The organism is Budvicia diplopodorum (genome assembly GCF_009800925.1).
GTDB classification, from domain to species: Bacteria; Pseudomonadota; Gammaproteobacteria; order Enterobacterales; family Enterobacteriaceae; genus Budvicia; species Budvicia diplopodorum.
Genome location: NZ_WOYF01000005.1, coordinates 74,445 through 95,121, shown reverse-complemented (window position 1 = coordinate 95,121; position 20,677 = coordinate 74,445). Strand labels below are relative to the sequence as shown.

The following is a 20,677-nucleotide window of genomic DNA, read 5'->3' as shown; positions in this document are numbered from 1 at the left end:
TTTTCATGATTCAGCCATATTGATAAGCGCAGTTCCTAAATAACTGCGCTTATCACCAAAGATTACCCAAAATCTATTACTTGAAATGACGTTTTATTTCGTTCAGCATAGCTGCACTGCGGAGCCCCGTTGGTTCCCTGATATTTTGCTGATACAAGGGTTTTCGGTGCAAGATAAGCAAGTTTTCTTTACTAACAAAAAAGTGGTTTACCTGACGGCTGCCTTCTGTTGCCTGTTATGGGGAAGCGCCTATCCCAGCATTAAAACCGGCTATTTATTGTTTAATATTACCGCCGATGATATTCCCTCCCAACTGGTGTTTGCTGGCTATAGGTTCACGCTGGCTGGGCTACTGCTGTTGATGATTGGCTGGTTAAGCGGTAAACCTATCGGTCGTTTAAGCCGCCGCCAGTTTGGCCAGATAACCTTATTGGGGCTGGTGCAGACTTCGATTCAGTACGTTTTTTTCTATATCGGGCTGGCTTACGTTTCCGGTGCCAATGGTTCAATTATTAATGCGACCGGCACATTTTTTAGCGTAATTATGGCCCACTTCATTTATAAAAATGACCGTATTACCATGAATAAAACGCTGGGGTGCCTGCTGGGCTTTGCCGGTGTGATGGCGGTTAATTTTAGCGACGGGCTAATGAATTTCAGCTTTACCCTGAAGGGCGAAGGCATGGTGATGCTGTCGGCCTTCGTGCTGTCAGTCACCACTATTTATGGTAAACGACTTTCCCAGACCGTTGAACCGGGGATTATGACCGGCTACCAGCTGGCTATCGGTGGCATTATTCTGACCTCCGCTGGCTTCGTATTTGGCGGCAGGCTGACCAATTTCACCTTATTATCGACATTACTACTGGTTTATCTGGTGCTGCTGTCTTCGATGGCTTTCTCTCTGTGGAGTACGCTGCTCAAATATAATCGCGTAGGCATGGTCGTGCCGTTTAACTTTATGATTCCGGTATCGGGAACCGCGCTATCGGCAATGATACTGCATGAGAATATTTTTGAGTGGAAATACGCGGTTGCGTTGATATTCGTCAGCCTTGGAATTTGTCTGGTTAACCGGGTGAAAAAGCCAGCCTAAGCTAGTCGATCGATTTCTTCTGCCAGCCTGAATCCAATTAACGTACAATGTTGGTGCTCATGCAGAGCAAACACCCTGCATAACCGAATTAGATCCGTCATACTTGAAGCTACATCGGCGTTGGCTGCGCTCGTTTACCCGACGAGTAAGCTCTCTTAGCGCCTTGATATTGCTCCAATTATTTTGGCTATATTCCTCATATTTATTTGATTATTGGCATAAAAATGGCGCAACCAAAGAAACTGTTTCCGAATGAAAAGTCGGAGTTACACGCACGAAACCTGCACCGCAGTCGTTATGACTTCCCTGCGCTTATCGAGAGCTGCCCGGAACTTGCTCCTTTTGTTGCGCCGAATAAATATGATGACCTTTCGGTTAATTTCTCCGACCCCAATGCGGTGAAAATGTTGAATAAGGCGCTGCTGAAGCACTTTTATCACGTTCAAAATTGGGATATTCCCACTGATTATCTTTGCCCGCCCATTCCCGGCCGGGCTGACTATATTCACTATTTAGCCGATTTACTGAGCGGCTGTAACGGCGACCAGATCCCGCAGGGGAACTCGGTTCACGTGCTTGATATCGGCGTTGGTGCTAACTGTATCTATCCGATTATTGGCCATATCAGCTATGGCTGGAAGTTTGTTGGCACCGACATCGACCCGGCGTCGGTGAGCAGTGCGAAGCTGATTGCTGAAGCTAACCGGAATCTGGCTAAGTCTATTGATATCCGCTTACAGAAAGCGCCCGAAAATATTTTTAAAGGCATCATCAAACCGACCGACCGCTTTGACCTGACTCTGTGTAACCCGCCGTTTCATGCTTCTCAGGAAGAGGCCGATGCGGTGGGTATTAAGAAGCTGAAAAATCTTGGCAAACTGGAAGAGGGCGTGAAGCCGGTTTTGAACTTCGGCGGTAAAACCACCGAACTATGGTGTGAAGGCGGCGAAGAGCGCTTTGTGCGCCAGATGGCGGAAGAGAGCGTGGCTTTTGGCAAACAGTGCTTGTGGTTTTCCACGCTGGTTTCTAAGAAAACTACGCTACCGATACTGCAGCACGCTCTGCGCTATACCGGGGCAAAAGAGATTAAAATCATTAATATGGCTCAGGGGCAAAAAGCTACCCGGGTTGTGGCCTGGACCTTTCTTGATGAGCAACAGCAAAAAGAATGGATGTTGGCTAACTGGCAGAAATAATCGATATTCAAGCGGCAAAGGGATAAACGTTGCGGTTATCCCTTTGTCAGCCATTTATCGGTGATTAGTTTTTGATATTACGCTTGAGCCATGATGTTAACCAGTCTGCCACCTGCAGGCTGTTTTTATCCATCATGAGCATATGGCTGTTTCCCTTCATGCCGATATCCGGCAGGCTAACAAGCTCCACCTTTCCTCCCGCCTTATTCGCTGCCTGAGCAAATTCCTGACAGGCCTTTAGCTGCGGCGCCCAGCGGCTAGATTTTTCGACCAAATCACCGAATACCACCAAAATAGCCATGTTAGTATAAGGTGTCATATTTTCATCCGCTGAGGCGTTGAACCAGCTCCGACAGGGCGGGTACCGTTGGATTTGGTTTCGGTAGGCTGGCAGACCAGTCGGGAACCATCTGCTTCCATAACTCTTTTTGAGCGTCGAGCGGAAACCAGCATTTATTCTGGTAGCGATAGGCATAATTATTATTCCATGAAGTTGAGGTAGGATCCGTCCTATTCCGACAGACAGAGAGATTGAACGTTGAATAAACTTATTGCGTCGATCGACTAGACAGTAGGTCCCGCAGACACCTGTTATCTATGTAAATAATAGGATTTTGTGAACGGTAATTTATATTGTTGGTGAATCAGGTGCAGTACCTCATTCCAGTGCGTCTTAATTTCTTTTAGGCCGGGCTGGCGGTGGATATTACAGACTGAAGCCTCGGATATTGTTCAGCTTTTCCATAAATAAACAACCGCTTGTCGAGAAGATTCTGGATCCTTGGCGTAAAAGCGAACCCCTGTTTTATTATGCATAATTTATTGTGATAGCAAGCAAAAAATCTCACGCTGCTACATTAGCATTCACTTATTATTTAACCATAATGCTCCGATATTTTTGGGGTCAAAAGGTTTCATCAAAAGTGAGATGTTAATAGGCCTTTGTCCTATTTTCGGTCAATCAAATAGTGAATACGACAAGGGAATACAACATGAACAACCTATCTATTGGCTATACAGGCCAGCGCCGTTCTACGTTGACGGGCAGTTATTTGTTGGGTAATGGTTATCGGGGATTTAATCCTGTATTACGGCGTTTTCAAGCGTGGGATACATTTAGTCCGTTTGGCCAGGGGGGAGCAAATGGCTATGGTTATTGTGCCGGTGACCCAGTGAATCAGTGTGACATCAGTGGCCATGCAATCAATAGCGACATTTTCACGGGTGCCATAGGGATTCTGGTCGGTTTATTGTCACTACTTTTTTTACCGTTTACCGGAGGGACTTCGATTGCCATTGCCAGCTCAGCCATTGCTTCAACGCTAGGGGTGATTTCGTCGTCAGCGAGACTTGCCTCTGGGCTGGTAGCGAACGAAGGTGCCGCCTATATGCTGAAAAAAATAGGCTTGGGTTTTGGTGTTGCTTCCGCCGTAGCTGGGTTTGGCGGTATAGTCGCAGGGCTCGCTGAGGGGCAATTAACCAAAATAACACGCGGTTTTCGGGAAACCTACAAAGTGACGATAGGGAGATCGGCAAAAAAAGCGTCGAACCTTATGATACCCAATGGCAGAAGATTGCCGGGTATTGCATACGATGATCCCGTTCAAAGATTTAGGGGGCCAGTAAACATTACCGTCGACGGGAGAAACGTGCAAATAAGCTATGCGGCTCCAAACGTTACTCTAATACCTAACTACAAATATACTCAACTTCTGGGACCCTTTTTGTTAAAGACCGAACGGACTTTAACGAATGTAAAAGGTTTCACCTCATTTTTCGCACGTAAGCCTCTGCTGACAAATATTTATACTCTTGTTGGCTCAGGATTTAATGTTGCGAGTTCATCAGTAATATATAGCAACGCCACTCCACCACCTTCTTCGACCCCGGCTGAGGAATCCATGGCAGTTCGCCAGAGCGTGTTTTAACGTCAAGCCCGAGAGTCTGTGAACGGAGAATCCATCAACGCTGGAGTAACGTTCTTAACTGATTCACTTCTCTCCCGCACCAATAGATCGATTTCCATAAGTATGCAAGAGGTCACTCTTTAATTTAACATTCAGAGGACATTTCTATGGCCCAATATTCCACTGCTCTTAACAATACGGATTACCTTTCCGGTAAACCAGATGCTCGCACTGGCCTGTTTGCCAAAATTCTTACTCTGGGCGATATGAAAGGAAATTATCAGGCCGGTCCTTCCTTTAAACTGCAGCTTAGCTTTTCTCCTCAACAGGGATTTATCAACGACCTTACACCATTTGGTTCTGGTTGGGGGCTGATTATTCCAGCTTTCCAGCGCCGTTCAGACTTTGGTGATGGACACCTGAGCCTGCCGTCTGGGAGACGTTATTATATCCCGGAGCTGACGGAAGGTGAGGTGACTACGGAAGGTTATATGTTGAAAGATATTCAGATAACCTGGCGCAGCTCTGATCAAGAACTGGTCGTGGTGCAAAAATCTGGAGATATTCATTACTACCGGACCCTTTCGGGCGATCAGAGTAGCGGTAATCTTTATCTTTTCCAGATCACATCGGATGACGGTCGCTCTTTGTATTTCAGCTATGACAACAGCCAGTTCATTACCCCGAGCGGTTCTATGCAGGTCTGCTTGACCAGCGTGATGGATGATACGGGCATGTATCTGATTACTTTGGATTATTCTGCTGCAGTTGGCAACGGTACGGTGATTACGCTAACGCCTAATGGTCGCCAGCTACGCCAGTTTACCTTCACTCAAGAAGGTAATTCACTCATGACCGTCTTCGGTCCTGAAGGGTATGAGGCTCATTTTACCTATTATGATAATCAAGCGGATGGCGGAATGCCAATGTATCTGCTGTCGACAGTGGCTGATACTAACGGACTGAGTGAAACGCTAATCTACAGTACTGCCAGTGACCCGACGAGTGGTGGTATTACCTTGCCGGGTGGCACAAATATTCAAACAACGGTACAGGAATATTGTCGAGTAGGGGACGCGACCGTCACTGATGGCAGTACGGATTATGTGGCTACCTATACCTTTCCCCCCTCCGATGCCAACCAGTATAATTATCTCGGTAATCCGGTAATACCCAACTGGCAGGTAGATGAACGTAAAGACAGCCTGCTACATTACGATGGTGCTTTCGATTACAGTAGTACAGTGACTGAGTCGGTCATCTGGCCGTCACCAGATCGTCCCGCAAAAAAGATCAAGGTAAACAAAACTACCACCACTACTTACAACAAATTCCATTTGGTGGCGGAGAGCGTTGTTTATTTTTCTTCTGACGAAGCCGCCAGTATTTATGATGGCACGCATAGGGTCACGGAAACCTTTACCTATCTTGCCACTGACGGAGATATCACGCAGCAGGTGCCGACTTATTCTTTGGTGCAGACTCACACAAAGACCTGGTCGAACGGCATAACACCACCGACGAGTGAAAACCTGTCCTTTAGCTGGGATGATTTTGCTAACCAGACTAGCCACACAGATAAGACAGGCATGACCACTGACTACCAGTATTATGCTGCTGCGGGTGAGAGCGGCTGTCCGAAAGACCCGTACGGATTTGTACGCCATGTAAAAACGAAAATCGTTAAGCCTGGCGAAGCTTCTTCTGATGCTCCGACATTACCGATTGCACCCGTTCGCCAGTATGACTACACCTACGTGATAATTTTAGGGTTCAACGGTACCCGCCCGATCCGCCATAAGGATATGACTCAGTCTGAAGACGAGGGCATAACACCGCTGCTGAAAAATAGCTGGGTTTGGAAAAATGATACTGGGCTGTTGGAGTCTGGCAGACTCGATACCGTCGCCATGACCGTTCCTTCCTCCTCTGGCGATAAAACGACGACCAGACAGATGGAATACAGTCTACAGGGCGATGGAGCCACACTGCGTACGATTACGACACAGACCGGATACGATGGCTTGCAATACAAAGAACGCGTTGATACCAACACGTTCACCGGCAAGGAGGAGGCAACGGCTGACGTTACTGTTTCTGACAGTTCTCCGGCGGTCACTGTAAATTATACTTGGGATGCGATGGATCGGTTGATAGGTAAAGTTGTCTGCCAGGGGAGTCCATTTGAGGCAACCCAGACCTACAGTTACACACCATCTACACTGGTACCGTCCGTTACCATTACGCGACAACGCAACATCATGCCTCGGTTAATGTACTCACTATCTAGCAACCCGGTAACCACAACGACCAATAATTACGGTGTACAAAACCAGGCAGTCATGGACTGTGCCGGTAATACTCTCCGTCAATTCCGGCAGGATGTAGATGCCGTCGTCTCTTCCGACACAGGTAAATTCTGGTTGTTCAGTGAAACTTATTATGATGGGTTAGGTAACACGGTGCGTGAAGTTAGCCACGATTGGTATCCGGGCGAAGCATACGGCACCCCATCGGTGAGTGCCACAACCATGTGCCTGTATGACATGTGGGGATCGCAGTTCGCCAGCCTGATGCCGGATGGTCACACCGAAATCTCACCGCATGACCCCTTAACCCGGGTTACTTACTCCGCCTTGGTCAGCATCGATGGAACAGAAACACAAAAACAGCGAGTAACGGAGGACGTGTCCGGTAACCCGCTGAAGACCGAACGTTTGAAAACCGACGGGAGTGTGTACAGCACTGAGACGGCGGATTATGACGGGCTTGGGCGTCAGATACGCAGTATCGATGCCTTGAATAATACGACACTGACCGTACTGGATGCTTTTGATCGCCCACTGGCGATTACTCGGCCTGATGGTTCAGTAGAGCAACATAGATGGGCACCGCACAGTACCGAGCCAATGATGAGTAGCATTGCGATCGTAAAGAGTGATGCCGAAGACGCAGATCGGTACACTTATGGTACTCGTGAGTTTGATGGTTTGAACCGCGTGAAGAAAATGGTGGTTGGCGGGCGTCAGTCAAGCTATGCCTACAGCAATGGTAGTGCTAAAAAACCAGTCACGATACTGACGCCGATGGGCGATACTTTAACATACACCTACCAGCTAGAGCTGAATGAGGCGGTACTCTCCATCACCTCGGATGCCTCCGGTCGTGAAGCGGTCCTGACTTTTTCCTATGAACCGTCAACGGGGGGAGTGACAGCATCAGACAGTGACATAGCCACGAACGATTATGCACATCGACGCTTCAGGTATACAAAATCTGGTCAGGTTAGCCAGAACACGCTGAGTTATCAGTTGCAAGAGGATGAACCGACCAGATGCAGTCAATATATGAGCTGGTCTCTGGGGGGCGTGCCGCTTACAACCACTGATGTTGGTGGGGTGGTTCATATTATTACCTACGACAATTTGGGGCGCCAGAGTGAATATACACTGACGAGCGACCCGGCGGACACTGCTGCCACGTTAGTATCCGTGACATACCGCTATGACAGCATTGGTCGTCAGGACCAGACTATCACCACAAACAGCCTGTCCGGTAACGAGCAGATCACTACCCTAATATGGGATGATCAAGGGCGGGAATATCAACGTACACTTCAGATCATAGGTACGATCGAGAGCTCTCAGGAACAGACTCTAACGTATAGCCTCAATGACCAGATAGACACACGAGCATCTATCCGCGACGGTCAAGTACTGCGAACGGAAAGTTATGATTACACCTCACTTGGACAGATGAAAACATATACCTGCACGGGAGACTATCCAGACGCTCAGGACGGCTACCGACTGACAGGCCAGCAGTTTATATTTGATTTTATTGGCAACATCAGCTCGGTTACCTCAGATCTGCTGGACTCAAATGCCAACCCCGTGACCAACACCGCTGTCTATACGACCAACTCCACTGACCGGACGCAACTGGCATCGCTGAGTAATAACGTCGTCAAGGGCTGGGACATCACCGTGCAGCACGATGCCAACGGCAATGTGATCGTGGACGAACAGCAACGTGTCTTAACCTACAGCAGTCGCAACCAACTGATGAGCCTTAGTGATGCACAAGGCCAGCCTTTGGGTTATTTCCGCTATGACGCGGACGGTATTCAGATAGGAGAGAAAAGTGAAGAAGATACAGAAGCGGTTACGTTGCACTACCAGCCTGACGGGGTACTGATGAACGAAATGCAGGGTGATATGAGTTCTACCTATGTGGATCAGCTTGCCTGTACTTCTCGGGGCGGCAGTGCGCCAGATTCCGTACGGCTGCTCGGCAGTGACCAGCAGGGCTCGGTGGTACAGATTAGTGACGAGAGCAGTGTCGCCTGGCGGGTATATGACCCGTATGGCTACAGCAAGTAAACCGGACCGAAATCACCCGGTCTAAACATGCTCCGTACTAGGTGCGGAGTGCTACCGACGTGGTTTGTATCATGTCGGGCTAAACAAAAATGAGGAAATTATTATGTCAGTCGATCCGTTAAAAATTAGTTTAAAAGGTTTTTATCTGGCTCCAGACTCGTCTGTAGTAGGGGGAACCCGTAATATTTTTAGTAATGGGGTGATGTGTGCAAAAGTGTATCTGGGATTCAGCTATGCTGCTGCACCTGGTGATACTTCTACCGTGGCAGATGTCGCATCTTGGTTACTTAATAACGGTTCACTCCGCGCAGAAGCTGGTAATCAAACCGATTCTGGTGTTCCCAGTGACTATGGTTGGACGAGTTACGACAACACTGATCCTAACCATGGCGCTTATGTTTATGATACTCAAATACTGGTTCCGGAAAATGCAGAAGATCGCTTGCAACAACCCGGCAATTCCATCTGGCACATCGAGTATTTTCTACGTGCACCCGAAAGTGGAACATCCCCTTTGAATGTGTATTACCGGGCAGATATCACTACCTACCCTAGGCTGACTACGTTAAATACTGTCTTGATGACTCTGTCGCCACATCAGTGGAGTTTTAATTCAGGGCACTTTATGCTACGTCAAATCTGGAGCGATAGCGAGGTGGTTCAGGGGGCTCCAACTACTGCTACCATTTACGCTCTGGAATATAATGCAAACACAATCCCTACCTCCGCGCCGGAGAATTTTACTGCCATATATAATATCAAAAAAGACTGGATTACTCAGAGTACCGTGGCAGACGATCTCGATTACTATTGGCCAGTATGGATGCCAGCTAAAGGTACAAAGAATGGTCCCATTGATGCTGGCCGAATGAATTTACAGGACCCGGGGCCAGTAATTACTAGCTGGAGCTCGATTCTGACGTTCGTGGCCGGAAGCGCTTTTATAACGGATTCAGATGCATATGATAATGTTTATGTTGCTCTGCTATCTAGCGATGGACCTCAAAATTTTGCCGATCTCGGTAATCCTTCAGGTTCAGGGTTCGCTGACTTCAAGGGATATAAACTTATAAATGACAATATTAAAGAGGAATATCCTGCAAATTATAATGTTACCATAGACTCTGACCTTATCGCTTTTGGTGGTTTTATTAATACTGACTACGATTCGAGCAAATCTTATGGTCCGATAGTTATGCTTCAGGAAGGAAGATTCACAAAAGCCACAGGCTGGGGGGAAACAGGCCCGCTTCCAGAACAATGGTGTTCATTAGAGATATTTTACGACCTTACGACTACGCCATCAACTAAACAGAAATGCACAGACAGTTTCGGGCAGACGTTCTTTGTAACAATTGCGTGGTCTAATGACGGCGATCGGTATCAATGGCATAATTATCCTGTCAGATCATTTCAACCGCAGTACTGGTCATTAACAGCGATTGAGAAAGTATAGTTCAGGCGTTGGGTAATTTAGGTCGATGAATACATCGTCATTTCATCGACAGTAGATTTTCGTCATCCGAGTAAACTGTCGTAGTGGTGTCAGCGTAACTCTAGCTCGAACGCTGCGGCAGCCCGCGCCTACATATTGCAAAACACCTCTGTGACTTTGAGTATATACTGCGTAGTCCAATTTAATTAATGCGTAATATTATGGTCTATGACGTTGCTATTATCGGCGCCGGCGTAAGCGGCGTGTTTACCGCCTACTCGCTGGCCAAAGCCGGCAAGCGGGTGATATTGATTGATAAAGGGCATGATTTAGCCGAACGGCAGGCCCTGTTGCCGGATAACCCACAAATTCAATATGAAGGCTTTGGCGGGCTCGGCATGTCGGAGGGTAAGTATAACTATACCAACGACTTCGGCGGCGGGCTGAGCCATAAGATCGGTTCGAAGCCTGCAACGTTACTAATGCAGGAAGTCGACCAAATCCTGTGCCAGTTTGGCGCACAGGGTGCGACTTTCTATACCACTGACGACCCAGCCCTGATGGCTAAGTGTCAGCAGGCCGGGTTAACCATGCTCACCGCTCAAGTACGCCATTTGGGCACGGTAAAGTCTCAGCAGGTTCTACGGCAAATCCGTCATTTTCTTGACGATAAAATCAGCTTTGCCTTCAATACCACGGTGCAGTCACTGGCTAAGCAGGGCGAAAGTTTCCAGCTCAGCCTGTCAGACGGTCGGCGCGTTAACGCCAAAAACGTGGTGATCGCCACCGGTAACGCGCCGTCTGAGTGGCTAGAGCAACAAATGCGGCGGTTCGATATTAAAGAAGGTCAAGCCCGGGTCGATTTGGGTCTGCGGGTTGAAATGCCTTATAGCCAATGGCAGCCGCTATTACAGCGCGCTTTCGAGACTAAGCTAAAGCTAGAAACTGCAGATTTTACCGCCACCACCTACTGCATGAATCCGACCGGGCGAATCATCCGTAAGTATGAAAAAGGTCTGGTAATGGCCGACGGTCAGAACTGCAATGAATCGGACGTTCAGTCTGAAAACCTGAATTTCACGCTGTTTGTTCCCCAATACTTCCCGACTCAGGCTGACGCTAAAGCTTATGCAGAGCACATAATTAAAGCGATTAACCGCGGCGGCGAGCGGATTGTGGTTCAGCGACTCGGCTGCCTGAATCAGGGCAAGCCCACCACACAACAATGCCTTATCGCTAACGGCGTAAAGCCATCGCTGGCTGCCGACGGCGGTTATCTACCTGATGAAGTGCCGGAAATCTATTTAGCCGCCGCCGGTGAGTTTTTTCAACGCTTAAGCCAACTACTGGAACAGCCAATATCCGCAGATACCTTGCTGTACGGCCTAGACGCTAAGTTCTTTGCGCCACAAAAAGTGACTTCTGAATTTTTCGAAACCACTACCGGCGGTCTGTATTTGGCCGGTGACTGTTCAGGCGTCACCCATAGCCTTTCTCAGGCGGCAGCCAGCGGCCTGCATATTGCAAAACGTTTCTGCGGCTAAGCGACATAGCCTGAAAGCCGTATCAATAATACCGTTACGGCTTTCATATTAATGAACTCTCGGTTTGGTTTTTTTCTGTAAAACGTGATGTGAAACGGCTCTTTTGTACCGGCTCGTGATTATTTTTGCTGGTCAAAGTACAAATAATCTCTTAATGTAAAATAGTTGTTACATTTGTAATGAAATTAATCACGGGCGGAGAAAGGTTATGGCTGAGATTATTAAGAAGGGCTGGATGCGTTATCTGTTAGTTGTTTTACTATTATTCTGGCAAGGTTCTGTGGCAGCTAAGGTTGTCTCTTACGGGGTTGAGGAAGATATTTTCCACCCGGCGTATGCCAAAAATGGAATGGTTTCTTCGGACAACCGCATTGCTACTCAGGTTGGCGTTGACGTTTTAGAACGGGGCGGAAATGCGGTTGATGCCGCCGTTGCCGTGGGCTACGTTCTGGCCGTAGTTCATCCACAGGCCGGAAATATCGGCGGCGGTGGCTTTATGCTGCTGCGCACCAAAGACGGTAAAACGACGGCGATCGATTTCCGCGAAATAGCTCCGTCTAAGGCTTCGCGGGATATGTTTTTAGATGAAAAGGGCAATGCGGATAGTAAAAAATCGCTGACCAGTCACTTGGCTTCCGGCGTGCCGGGAACCGTTGCCGGTTTTGCGATGGCGACAGAGAAGTACGGTACTATGCCAATGTCTGACCTGATCCAACCCGCGTTTAAGCTGGCTAAAGACGGCTTTCCGGTCAATCAGGCGCTGGCCGATGATTTGGTTCAGTATGGCCGTGAAGTTTTGCTGAGTCATGACAATAGCCGGGCGATTTTCTTTAAGTCCGGCGATGTTCCATGGGCTAAAGGTGAGGTCTTGATTCAGTCAGATCTGGCTGCCAGCCTAGACCTGATTGCCAAGCAGGGAGCCGACGCGTTCTATAAAGGCAAAATTGCCGATGAAATCGCCGGTGAAATGGAGAAGAACGGCGGTTTGATTACCAAAGCCGATCTGGCGGCGTATAAAGTCATTGAGCGCGAGCCGGTCTCCGGCAGCTACAAAGGCTATGAAGTTTACTCTATGCCTGCACCGTCCTCCGGCGGCATTCATATCATTCAGATTCTGAACATTCTTGAAAACTTTGACCTGAAATCCATGGGCCAGAACAGCGCTAACGCGATTCATACGATGGCAGAAGCGATGAAGTTTGCCTACGCCGACCGTTCAGAATACCTTGGCGATCCGGGTTTTGTGAAAGTGCCGGTTAAGGCGCTGACCAGCAAAGAGTACGCCAAGAGCTTAGCGGTCAAGATTAGTATGAATAAGGCCAGACCGTCGGCAGAAATCAAGCCGGGCAAACTGGCTCCGTACGAGAGCGATCAAACCACCCATTTTTCAGTCGTCGACTCGCAGGGTAATGCCGTTGCGGTGACCTATACGCTGAACACCAATTTTGGTAGTGGGATCGTGGCCGGGAAAAGCGGTATTTTACTCAACAACCAAATGGACGATTTTTCTGCTAAGCCAGGCGTGCCTAACGTTTATGGCTTAATTGGCGGTGAAGCTAATGCGGTTCAGGCCGGAAAACGCCCGCTGTCATCGATGTCTCCGACCATTGTGACTAAAGACGGTAAGTTGGTGCTGGTGACCGGCAGCCCGGGCGGTAGCCGGATAATCACTACGGTGCTGCAAATCGTATTAAATACCGTTGAGTTTAATATGAATATTGCCGAAGCCACCAATGCACCGCGTATTCATCACCAGTGGTTACCGGAAGAAATCCGCATTGAAAAGGGCATCAGCTCTGACACCATCAAACTGCTGGAGAAGAAAGGCCATAAGGTTAGCGTTCAGCCAACCATGGGCAGCACTCAGAGTATTGTTGTCACGCCTGAAGGCCTGTTTGGCGCAGCGGATCCGCGTTCGAAGGATGATTTAGCGGCTGGGTATTAAGAAAAAGGTCCTCTGGTAGTCATCCCGTTGAAATGACCTGAAGCGGTTGGCCCTTATGTTCTAGGGTTGAGGTCAAATTCAAGGACTGGATCCCGACTTTCGTCGGGATGACGACAGGACAGGGTGAACTGCCTGCCCAGCACGCTAATCTACTGAATATCCGGCGTATACTCAAACCCGCTCTGCGCGACAGAATCAGTAAAGGTTTGAAGCTTTCTCTTCTTATTAAACCAGCCGTTAATCAGTGAATTAGGAAATACTTCGATACCGTTGTTAAAGGCTTCAACATTCTGGTTAAAAATCCGAACGGAGGCACCGATATTTTCCTGCTGCTCGGCAATCTCAGACATTAAGTTATTAAATAATTCAGAGGCTTTCAGATCCGGGTAGTTTTCGGCTACGGCGTACAGACCGTTTAATAGCGTAACGGTTTTTGCCTGCGTATCGGCCAATGTCTTAAGATCGACGTTATCAGAATTCAGTTGCTTGAGAGATGACCTTAATTCAGTGATTTTCTCAAACAGTGAGGCTTCATGCTGGCGATATTGCTCAACCGCTTTCTCAAGGTTGGGAATAATATTGTTTTTCTGGCGTTCCTGAACCACTACGTCGGCCCAAGCCCGGGCTACGGCGTTCATTCTGCTAATAATGCCGTTATGAATGGCAATACCAATAATAATCGCCAATACGATGACGGCTAGGGGGATCAACAGTACGATCATGGGTTACTTTTCCTGAAATTATTGTCTGAATAGGCCATCAGAGTATGAATATGCTCTAACGCAGTTTGGAGTTTAGGCAGCGTATGGACCTTTCTGATTTCCTGAATGAATTCATCCGGGTTTTTAAAGCTGCACGTTCTGGTTAATGTCAGTAGATCATCATCGGAAAAAGACATACACAGCTCGGTATCTTCATTAAACTCAAAGTTTACTTCGCTGAATACGTTAGCAATCTCTTCGCTGGCGATAACCACGGCTGGCTTGAGGAATTTAGCCGCTGCGATTTCTGACTCGGCAATGACCTTATAGATTTTATTAAACTGAATCGAAGCCGGTTTGTAGTTATACCCGCTCACTCCGCTGATTGATTTGCTGATCAGCGCCAGATTGCTGATAAAGTTGAAAGGCAGGTAGATACCATAGCGATCGTAATGGTCGTAAACGGTTCTAGTCCGCGGCCGGCCTTTACTATCGGTGGTCATGGTGGTCCGTTTATCAACGTAGTGAAAATGGTAAAAGTGATAGTTGAATGCGTGTTCTTTACCTTGGTATATCCCCTGATAAAGCGCATAGATCTCTCTGGAGTAGTTTCCGCGATTAAAATCATTAAAGCGAATACCCAGCTGATGAGCATACTCTTCAGCATCTACCTGAATTTTAGTCAGGCGGTTATCTAACTGTAAATCCTTGTTGAAAAGGGTGCTTTCCAGATCGGTAATTAACTGATTTTTATACCATACGTAGATCAGTGTGGCCACAACGGCAATGGCTAAAATAGCCATGAAAATCATTATGTTAACGTCAAATTTCCCGAAGGCCAGATATTGATATGCGCCCAGTAATATAGCGATTAAGCCGCATATACCACCAATAATATGAATAATCAGATGATTGAATTTTAGCGGTGAGCCAAAGGCCTTTATTTGTTCGACAGCGCCAATGAGATCAAGCTCCGTTTGGGCTGAATCTACCTGCTTTCGCACCGTGGCCAGCAGCTCGCTTATTTTTTTGTTGTTGCTTTTAGTTTTTGCCATTATTGATCACAGCATCCTTGCCGGGTCGTGATTTCTCTGACCCATCACATAAATAGTTATTTTTTCTTTGGTCATTAAAATCGAGAAAGCGTTTTGGAGTTAAATAACACTCGGGCCCGATCTCTTTATAACCGCGACAATAAAGGCATGACCGCACAAATTGGCGCCACGCAATGGTACCCTGTTTACTCTTTGCGGGCTAGCGCGGTATATATTCCGTTGCGAATATCAATGGTGAATTCGCCGTATAGCCCTTCTGGCGCAGTATTGGTCAGAATGACCACGCTGAGATCGCGTTCAAAGTCGACAAACCAGTGATGGCCATAAACGCCGCCCCATGAGATGGTGCCCGGTGACTGCGGCGTGCTGGCAACCAGCGGATTACGCAGAACCAGCCAACTGGCGGCGAACCCCCAGCCCGGCATCGTCTCCTGCTTAACGGTATCGGTCAGCAGTAGCTCCATGGTTTGCTTGCTAAACAGCGGCGTGCCGCCGGTGCGTAGAACTTGCAGCAGGCGTTCGACGTCATGAGCGGTGCCAACCATACCGGCACCGCCAGACAGAAAAGCCTCAGGAGCAAAAATCCTATCGGGTGAGAAATGGATCCCGCCGGTAATACCGGCTTCTTGATCGAACAGAATTTCTTCTTTCTGCATGGGTCTTGGGGCCTTGTCCGTATTGATATAAGGCACGGCAAGACGAGCGGGATCGGTCACGGTAAATCCGCTGTCGACAATCCCCAACGGCTCAGTAACCAGCGTTCGTATCGCTTTATCAAGCGGCGCATTGCACACGTTGGCTATAATTGCACCGAGCACGTCGGTGGCTACCGAATATTGCACCGCAGTACCGGGTTGATGTAACAGTGGCAACGCGGCAATGCGGCGCAGATTCTCTTCCAGCGTTAGCGAGGTAGTATCTAAGCCATCGGATACTTGGGCCTGATGATAAGGGCCGTCAGGCGGTTCGGAAAACCCATAGTTCAGGCCTGCGGTATGGGTTAGTAAATGACCAATGGTGATGGCCGATAGCGTGCCGTCCGGCTGTAAAGGGGTGAACCACGGCAGCCATTTGGTTATCCGATCGTCAAGATGCAGCTTCCCCTGTTCCAGCAACACGCCGACGGCGGCGGTGACAAAAGGCTTGGTGACCGATGACAAACGAAACAGCGTATCGGGCTGCATTGCTACGCTATTTTCTCGATCGGCGTAGCCAGCGGCCCGTTGATACAGCGGTTTTCCACACTGGGAAACAAGCACCACCGTGCCGACAATGGTCGGTGATAAACCCTCTTTAGGATGAATAGCATTATCAATAACGGTATCAAGAAGGTGCTGCATAGTCTGATCCTTTAGTCTGATGGTCGTGGGCAGTTACCGCTGCACTATCTTTATCTTAGATTATGAACGAGTTATGCGCCGCTCAGGTTGCTTACCTTTCCCTTAACAACCGTTCAATCATGCGCTGAGCATAAATCGCCTGCTCACCGGAGGTTTCTGCGGTGGTCTGGTGACTGACGGTATCAATAAAGTGACGAATAGCGCCGTCGAAGCCGCGCTGAGTTAGGATTGATTGCCAGCTCGGCATCGGTACTTCGAGAAGCCCACCGGCGTCTTCCCGCTGCCATCGGCTCATATTATGGATCTGATAGACTGACCCGTCTGTGACTGCCTGCACGCTTTCCCGCTCGCTGCCAGCCTGGCGGTGCATGGCCGTGGTGACTGAAATCTTGCCGCACTGGAAATGATGCTCGCCGTACAGCATCTGATTTTCGGCATTGGTTTGCAAAGTACCGCTGACGAGCTTAGCTGGCTGCCCGGCCAGCCACAGAGCGGTATCAACCACGTGCAAATAGTCGTCCAGTAGGGTAAAACCGACATCTTTTGGCCCGACGCTGTTGATGCGGTGCTTGTCCATACGCAGAGAGCAGGCCGGACCCATTTGCTGCTTAAGCTGGCGATAAAGAGGGGCAAAACGTCGGTTAAAGCCAACCATCAGCACTCTGTTTTTGCGCTGTGCCAGCTCAATTAATTGTTCTGCTTGTTGCACGGTTTCGGCCAGCGGTTTATCGACATAGACGTGAACGCCGAGCGTTAGCAGCTCTGTAATCACCTGAAAGTGGCTAGCCGTGCTGCTGTGAACCAATACGGCATCACACTGCCCGGCCAGAATATCCAGTCGAGAAAAACAGGGGATCCGGTAGCTATCGCATACCTTTTGGGCCTTTTGCCGGTTGGGAGAAAATCCTCCGCTGAGTACCCAGCTATCGGCCAGACTGAGGATCGGAAGGTAGGCTTTTTGAGCAATATTGCCCAAACCAACCATACCGATGCGTAATTGACTCATATTCTCTCCGTCGAGCGTACGTAAGGTGCGCCTGAATTTAACCTTGTCGCCGTTTATGTAAAGCGACAACGAAAGGGCAGCTAAAAGAATAGTGCAATCTGGCGCATACAGGATGCAGTTTCATGCGGAATAAAGGAAAATGCTCGCCGGAAAACTGACAATGGCCGTATGGCTTAGCGGAAGACAGAACGATGACAACAGAGCCCATCATAACCTCGCGTATTTTAACGGATGACGATGCTGAATCTGATAATTTAGACAGCCTACTGGCTGAGCTCAGGGAACCGGTATTGATTAATATGGCCGAACAGAGTGGCGATCCGGTTTATATGCTGGCCCTGACCGATATGTATCTGATCGAAACAGACCGGCCAGAGCTGGCTAAGCCGTGGCTTGATAAAATGCTGGAGCAGGATTACCTGCCCGCCTATGCGACACAGGCTCAGATGTACATGTTCGGTAAGTATTTTGAACAAGATTTAGATAAAGCCATCGAACTGTTTGACCAACTGGCTGAACGCTATATTGCCGCTGATGATTATCCGCAATACGGCACGCCCTTAGCTTTCTGCTACCTTTCCCTTGCGCAGATCTATCAGGCACGGCAAAACGCCGCCATGATGATGATGCACTATTTCAATGCGCTACAGCTTAGCGACGCCGCAACCGCTGACCGTCTGGCCAATATGTTCAATCCGCAGACTGATCCCGATCCGGCGGGCAACGCCGCACTAACGGTACTTCACTGCGTATTCCTGACGCTGGCCGTGGACTTTATTCATCAACAATGTGATAGCGTTGAGGACCACCCGCAGCGCCATATTATGCTGCGCAATTCCGCCGTTGGATTAACCGAGCAACAGAGCCAGCAGGTTGAGGCGTTGGTTAACGCATGGCACGATGGAGAGCATCAGCAATTGATCGAAGCGGCGCTGGAATATGTCAACGGGTAGTACAGACGCGCGTATTAGATAGGGATCTCCCGCTAATGGTTTGATCCAATCCCTCTGGCCCGATATGATATGGCGCAATGGAATCGAGTGAGGTCAGGTCATGAGTGGAGAGCAAGTATCCATACCGGCAATTGGTATTGATTTAGGAACAACCAATAGCCTTATCAGCATTTGGAAAGATGGCAAACCTCAGCTAATTCCCAATTCATTGGGTGAATTTCTCACCCCATCGGTGGTAAGCCTCGACGAAGACGGATCGGTATTAATCGGCCGACCGGCCTTGTCGCGCATGACAACTCACCCGGATAAAACCGCTGCGTTATTCAAACGCTATATGGGAACCTGCCGACAGTTTAAGCTGGGGACTAAATCCTTTAGCGCCCCTGAGCTGTCTGCGCTGGTGCTTAAATCATTAAAGGCTGATGCAGAAGCATTGGTCGGTCATCCGGTAAGCGACGTGGTTATTTCCGTTCCTGCCTACTTCAGCGATGAACAGCGCAAGCAAACCCGCTTTGCCGCCGAACTGGCTGGCCTGAACGCGGTGCGGTTGATCAATGAACCGACGGCGGCAGCGATGGCCTATGGCCTCCATACTCAAGAATTTGGTCGTACCTTAGTGTTTGATCTAGGCGGGGGAACTTTTGACGTGACGGTGCTTGAGTATGCACTGCCGCTGATTGAAGTTCACTCTTCCGCCGGTGATAACTATCTGGGCGGTGAAGATTTTACCCGCGCGCTGGTGAAAGCCTGCCTGAGCGAGTGGAAGCTGGTTGAAGGCGAGATTCCGCCCGAAGCCATGGCCCGGCTCAACGACACCGCCGAGCAAATGAAATGTCAGTTAACCAATCAGGAATTAACCCTGAACTGGAACTGGCAGGACAAAGAATACGCCTTCAGCTTTGACGACAAGAGCGCGGAAAAATTCTGGCTGCCGCTGCTCAACCGCCTGCGTGCGCCGATTGAGCAGGCGCTGAGCGATGCGCGGCTACAGCCGCAGCAGCTGGATAACTTAGTGCTGGTTGGCGGTGCTTCCCGCTTAGGCGTGATTCAGCGGATGGTGGTACGGCTGTTTGGTAAGCTGCCTCATCAGCATCTTGATGCCAGTACTATCGTCGCGTTGGGCGCATCAGTGCAGGCCGCCTGTCGCCTGCGCAATGAAGACATCGACGAAGTGATCCTGACCGACGTTTGCCCGTATAGCTTGGGGATTGCCACCAGCAATAGTAACGGCTCAGGCTTTTTCTCTCCAATTATTGAACGCAACACCGTGGTACCGACTTCACGGGTTGAGACCTTCAGCACCGGCCATGTGGAGCAAACCTGTATTCGGGTCGCGGTCTATCAGGGCGAAAGTCCTCGGGTTGAAAACAACATTCTGGTGGAAGAGTTTGAAGTTCCGGTTAAGCCAAACGGCAAGATTCAGGCAATAGATATTCGATTCAGTTACGACATTAACGGCCTGCTGGAAGTGGACGTCAACCTGTTGGATTCCGGCGATAGCCACTCTAAGATTATTGACCACAGTCCGGTTGGCCTAAGCGAAGCCCAGCGCCAAGAGAGCCATCAGCGTTTAAAAGAGCTGAAAATCCACCCGCGAGACACCATGGTCAACCGCGCGCTACTGGCCCGTTTGGAAAGAGCATGGTCGCAGTCGTTAGGCGATATGCGTACTCAGATTGGCATTTGGCTACAGGAATTTGACGCTACGCTGGCTGAACAAAAAGAAGATCAGATTACGCTGGTACGCGAGCGCTTGGCGGACTATCTGGAATCGATGAAGATGTAATTGATAAATTAGCTTCATTTGATTTCAGAGTCAGTTGGGTCCCCATAGTAAACGTTGGAATATGACGATGTTATGGCGAGTGAGGGGCGATATTTGTTAGGCCGGTAAGGCTCTGGGCTTAGTTTCTCTCTATGTGGTTAGGTGATTCTCTACCCCAACTTCCCCTGACACAAATACTTCAGCTCTAAATAATCATCGATGCCGTACTCAGAGCTTTCGCAGCCAAGGCCTAACCGTTTAACGCCGTCGACTGATTGGATTTGCGGGACTCTATTTGCATTTTATTGCTTCGGCAATGCGACAATCCTGTAGATCTTGTTTATCAGGAACC

Annotated in this window: 14 protein-coding genes and 2 pseudogenes; 9 read left to right on the top strand and 7 right to left on the bottom strand. The window is 48.9% G+C overall.

Annotated features, from left to right (window positions below):
- The first annotated feature begins 166 nt into the window (after window positions 1-166).
- Entirely contained in the window at window positions 167-1,096 is a 930-nt protein-coding gene (locus tag GVI43_RS07015; protein ID WP_246201594.1) for a DMT family transporter, read from the top strand.
- A 224-nt stretch (window positions 1,097-1,320) separates the two neighbouring features.
- Window positions 1,321-2,292 (top strand): 23S rRNA (adenine(1618)-N(6))-methyltransferase RlmF, encoded by a 972-nt coding sequence (gene rlmF, locus GVI43_RS07010; RefSeq protein WP_159566152.1) that lies wholly within the window; start codon window positions 1,321-1,323, stop codon window positions 2,290-2,292.
- A 64-nt stretch (window positions 2,293-2,356) separates the two neighbouring features.
- Here rlmF and GVI43_RS07005 read toward each other — a convergent pair whose 3' ends face one another.
- Both GVI43_RS07005 and GVI43_RS15885 read right to left on the bottom strand, forming a co-directional pair.
- Window positions 2,357-2,611 carry an alpha/beta hydrolase family protein gene (locus GVI43_RS07005; RefSeq protein ID WP_159566151.1) on the bottom strand — a complete coding sequence of 85 codons (255 nt, stop codon included), beginning with the start codon at window positions 2,609-2,611 and terminating at the stop codon, window positions 2,357-2,359.
- Window positions 2,612-2,937: 326 nt separating this feature from the next.
- Window positions 2,938-3,092 (bottom strand): annotated as a pseudogene (locus GVI43_RS15885) (Tn3 family transposase); the annotation flags it as partial.
- Window positions 3,093-3,284: 192 nt separating this feature from the next.
- Between GVI43_RS15885 and GVI43_RS07000 the strand changes: the two are divergent.
- From GVI43_RS07000 to ggt, 5 genes are all read left to right on the top strand, one after another.
- Window positions 3,285-4,220 carry an RHS repeat-associated core domain-containing protein gene (locus GVI43_RS07000; protein WP_159566150.1) on the top strand — a complete coding sequence of 312 codons (936 nt, stop codon included), beginning with the start codon at window positions 3,285-3,287 and terminating at the stop codon, window positions 4,218-4,220.
- A 146-nt stretch (window positions 4,221-4,366) separates the two neighbouring features.
- On the top strand, window positions 4,367-8,581 hold the full coding sequence (locus GVI43_RS06995) for an RHS repeat domain-containing protein (protein ID WP_159566149.1): 4,215 nt from the start codon (window positions 4,367-4,369) through the stop codon (window positions 8,579-8,581).
- Window positions 8,582-8,684: 103 nt separating this feature from the next.
- A complete protein-coding gene (locus tag GVI43_RS06990) occupies window positions 8,685-10,037 on the top strand; it encodes a hypothetical protein (RefSeq protein WP_159566148.1) in 1,353 nt (450 codons plus the stop codon).
- A 200-nt stretch (window positions 10,038-10,237) separates the two neighbouring features.
- Window positions 10,238-11,560 (top strand): FAD-dependent oxidoreductase, encoded by a 1,323-nt coding sequence (locus GVI43_RS06985; protein ID WP_159566147.1) that lies wholly within the window; start codon window positions 10,238-10,240, stop codon window positions 11,558-11,560.
- A 235-nt stretch (window positions 11,561-11,795) separates the two neighbouring features.
- Complete coding sequence (gene ggt / locus GVI43_RS06980; protein ID WP_246201621.1) at window positions 11,796-13,505, top strand: gamma-glutamyltransferase; 1,710 nt, start codon at window positions 11,796-11,798, stop codon at window positions 13,503-13,505.
- Between the two features lie 149 nt (window positions 13,506-13,654).
- Here ggt and GVI43_RS06975 read toward each other — a convergent pair whose 3' ends face one another.
- The 4 genes from GVI43_RS06975 to GVI43_RS06960 form a co-directional block, all read right to left on the bottom strand.
- Window positions 13,655-14,227: a LemA family protein gene (locus tag GVI43_RS06975; protein WP_159566145.1), complete on the bottom strand. Its 573-nt coding sequence runs from the start codon at window positions 14,225-14,227 to the stop codon at window positions 13,655-13,657.
- Entirely contained in the window at window positions 14,224-15,261 is a 1,038-nt protein-coding gene (locus GVI43_RS06970; protein WP_159566144.1) for a hypothetical protein, read from the bottom strand. Before GVI43_RS06970 ends, GVI43_RS06975 begins: the two co-directional genes overlap by 4 nt.
- 185 nt (window positions 15,262-15,446) lie before the next feature.
- Window positions 15,447-16,601: a serine hydrolase domain-containing protein gene (locus GVI43_RS06965; protein WP_159566143.1), complete on the bottom strand. Its 1,155-nt coding sequence runs from the start codon at window positions 16,599-16,601 to the stop codon at window positions 15,447-15,449.
- Window positions 16,602-16,692: 91 nt separating this feature from the next.
- Complete coding sequence (locus GVI43_RS06960; RefSeq protein WP_159566142.1) at window positions 16,693-17,607, bottom strand: Gfo/Idh/MocA family protein; 915 nt, start codon at window positions 17,605-17,607, stop codon at window positions 16,693-16,695.
- 191 nt (window positions 17,608-17,798) lie between these two features.
- Here GVI43_RS06960 and GVI43_RS06955 point away from each other — a divergent pair, with 191 nt between their 5' ends.
- Complete coding sequence (locus GVI43_RS06955) at window positions 17,799-18,560, top strand: SEL1-like repeat protein (protein ID WP_159566141.1); 762 nt, start codon at window positions 17,799-17,801, stop codon at window positions 18,558-18,560.
- Window positions 18,561-18,660: 100 nt separating this feature from the next.
- Window positions 18,661-20,346, top strand: coding sequence for an Hsp70 family protein (locus GVI43_RS06950; RefSeq protein ID WP_159566140.1), 1,686 nt, complete (start codon window positions 18,661-18,663; stop codon window positions 20,344-20,346).
- 149 nt (window positions 20,347-20,495) lie between these two features.
- On the opposite strand, the pseudogene GVI43_RS15880 reads toward GVI43_RS06950, so the two are convergent.
- Window positions 20,496-20,594: pseudogene (locus tag GVI43_RS15880) on the bottom strand (hypothetical protein); the annotation flags it as partial.
- Between the last annotated feature and the right edge of the window lie 83 nt (window positions 20,595-20,677).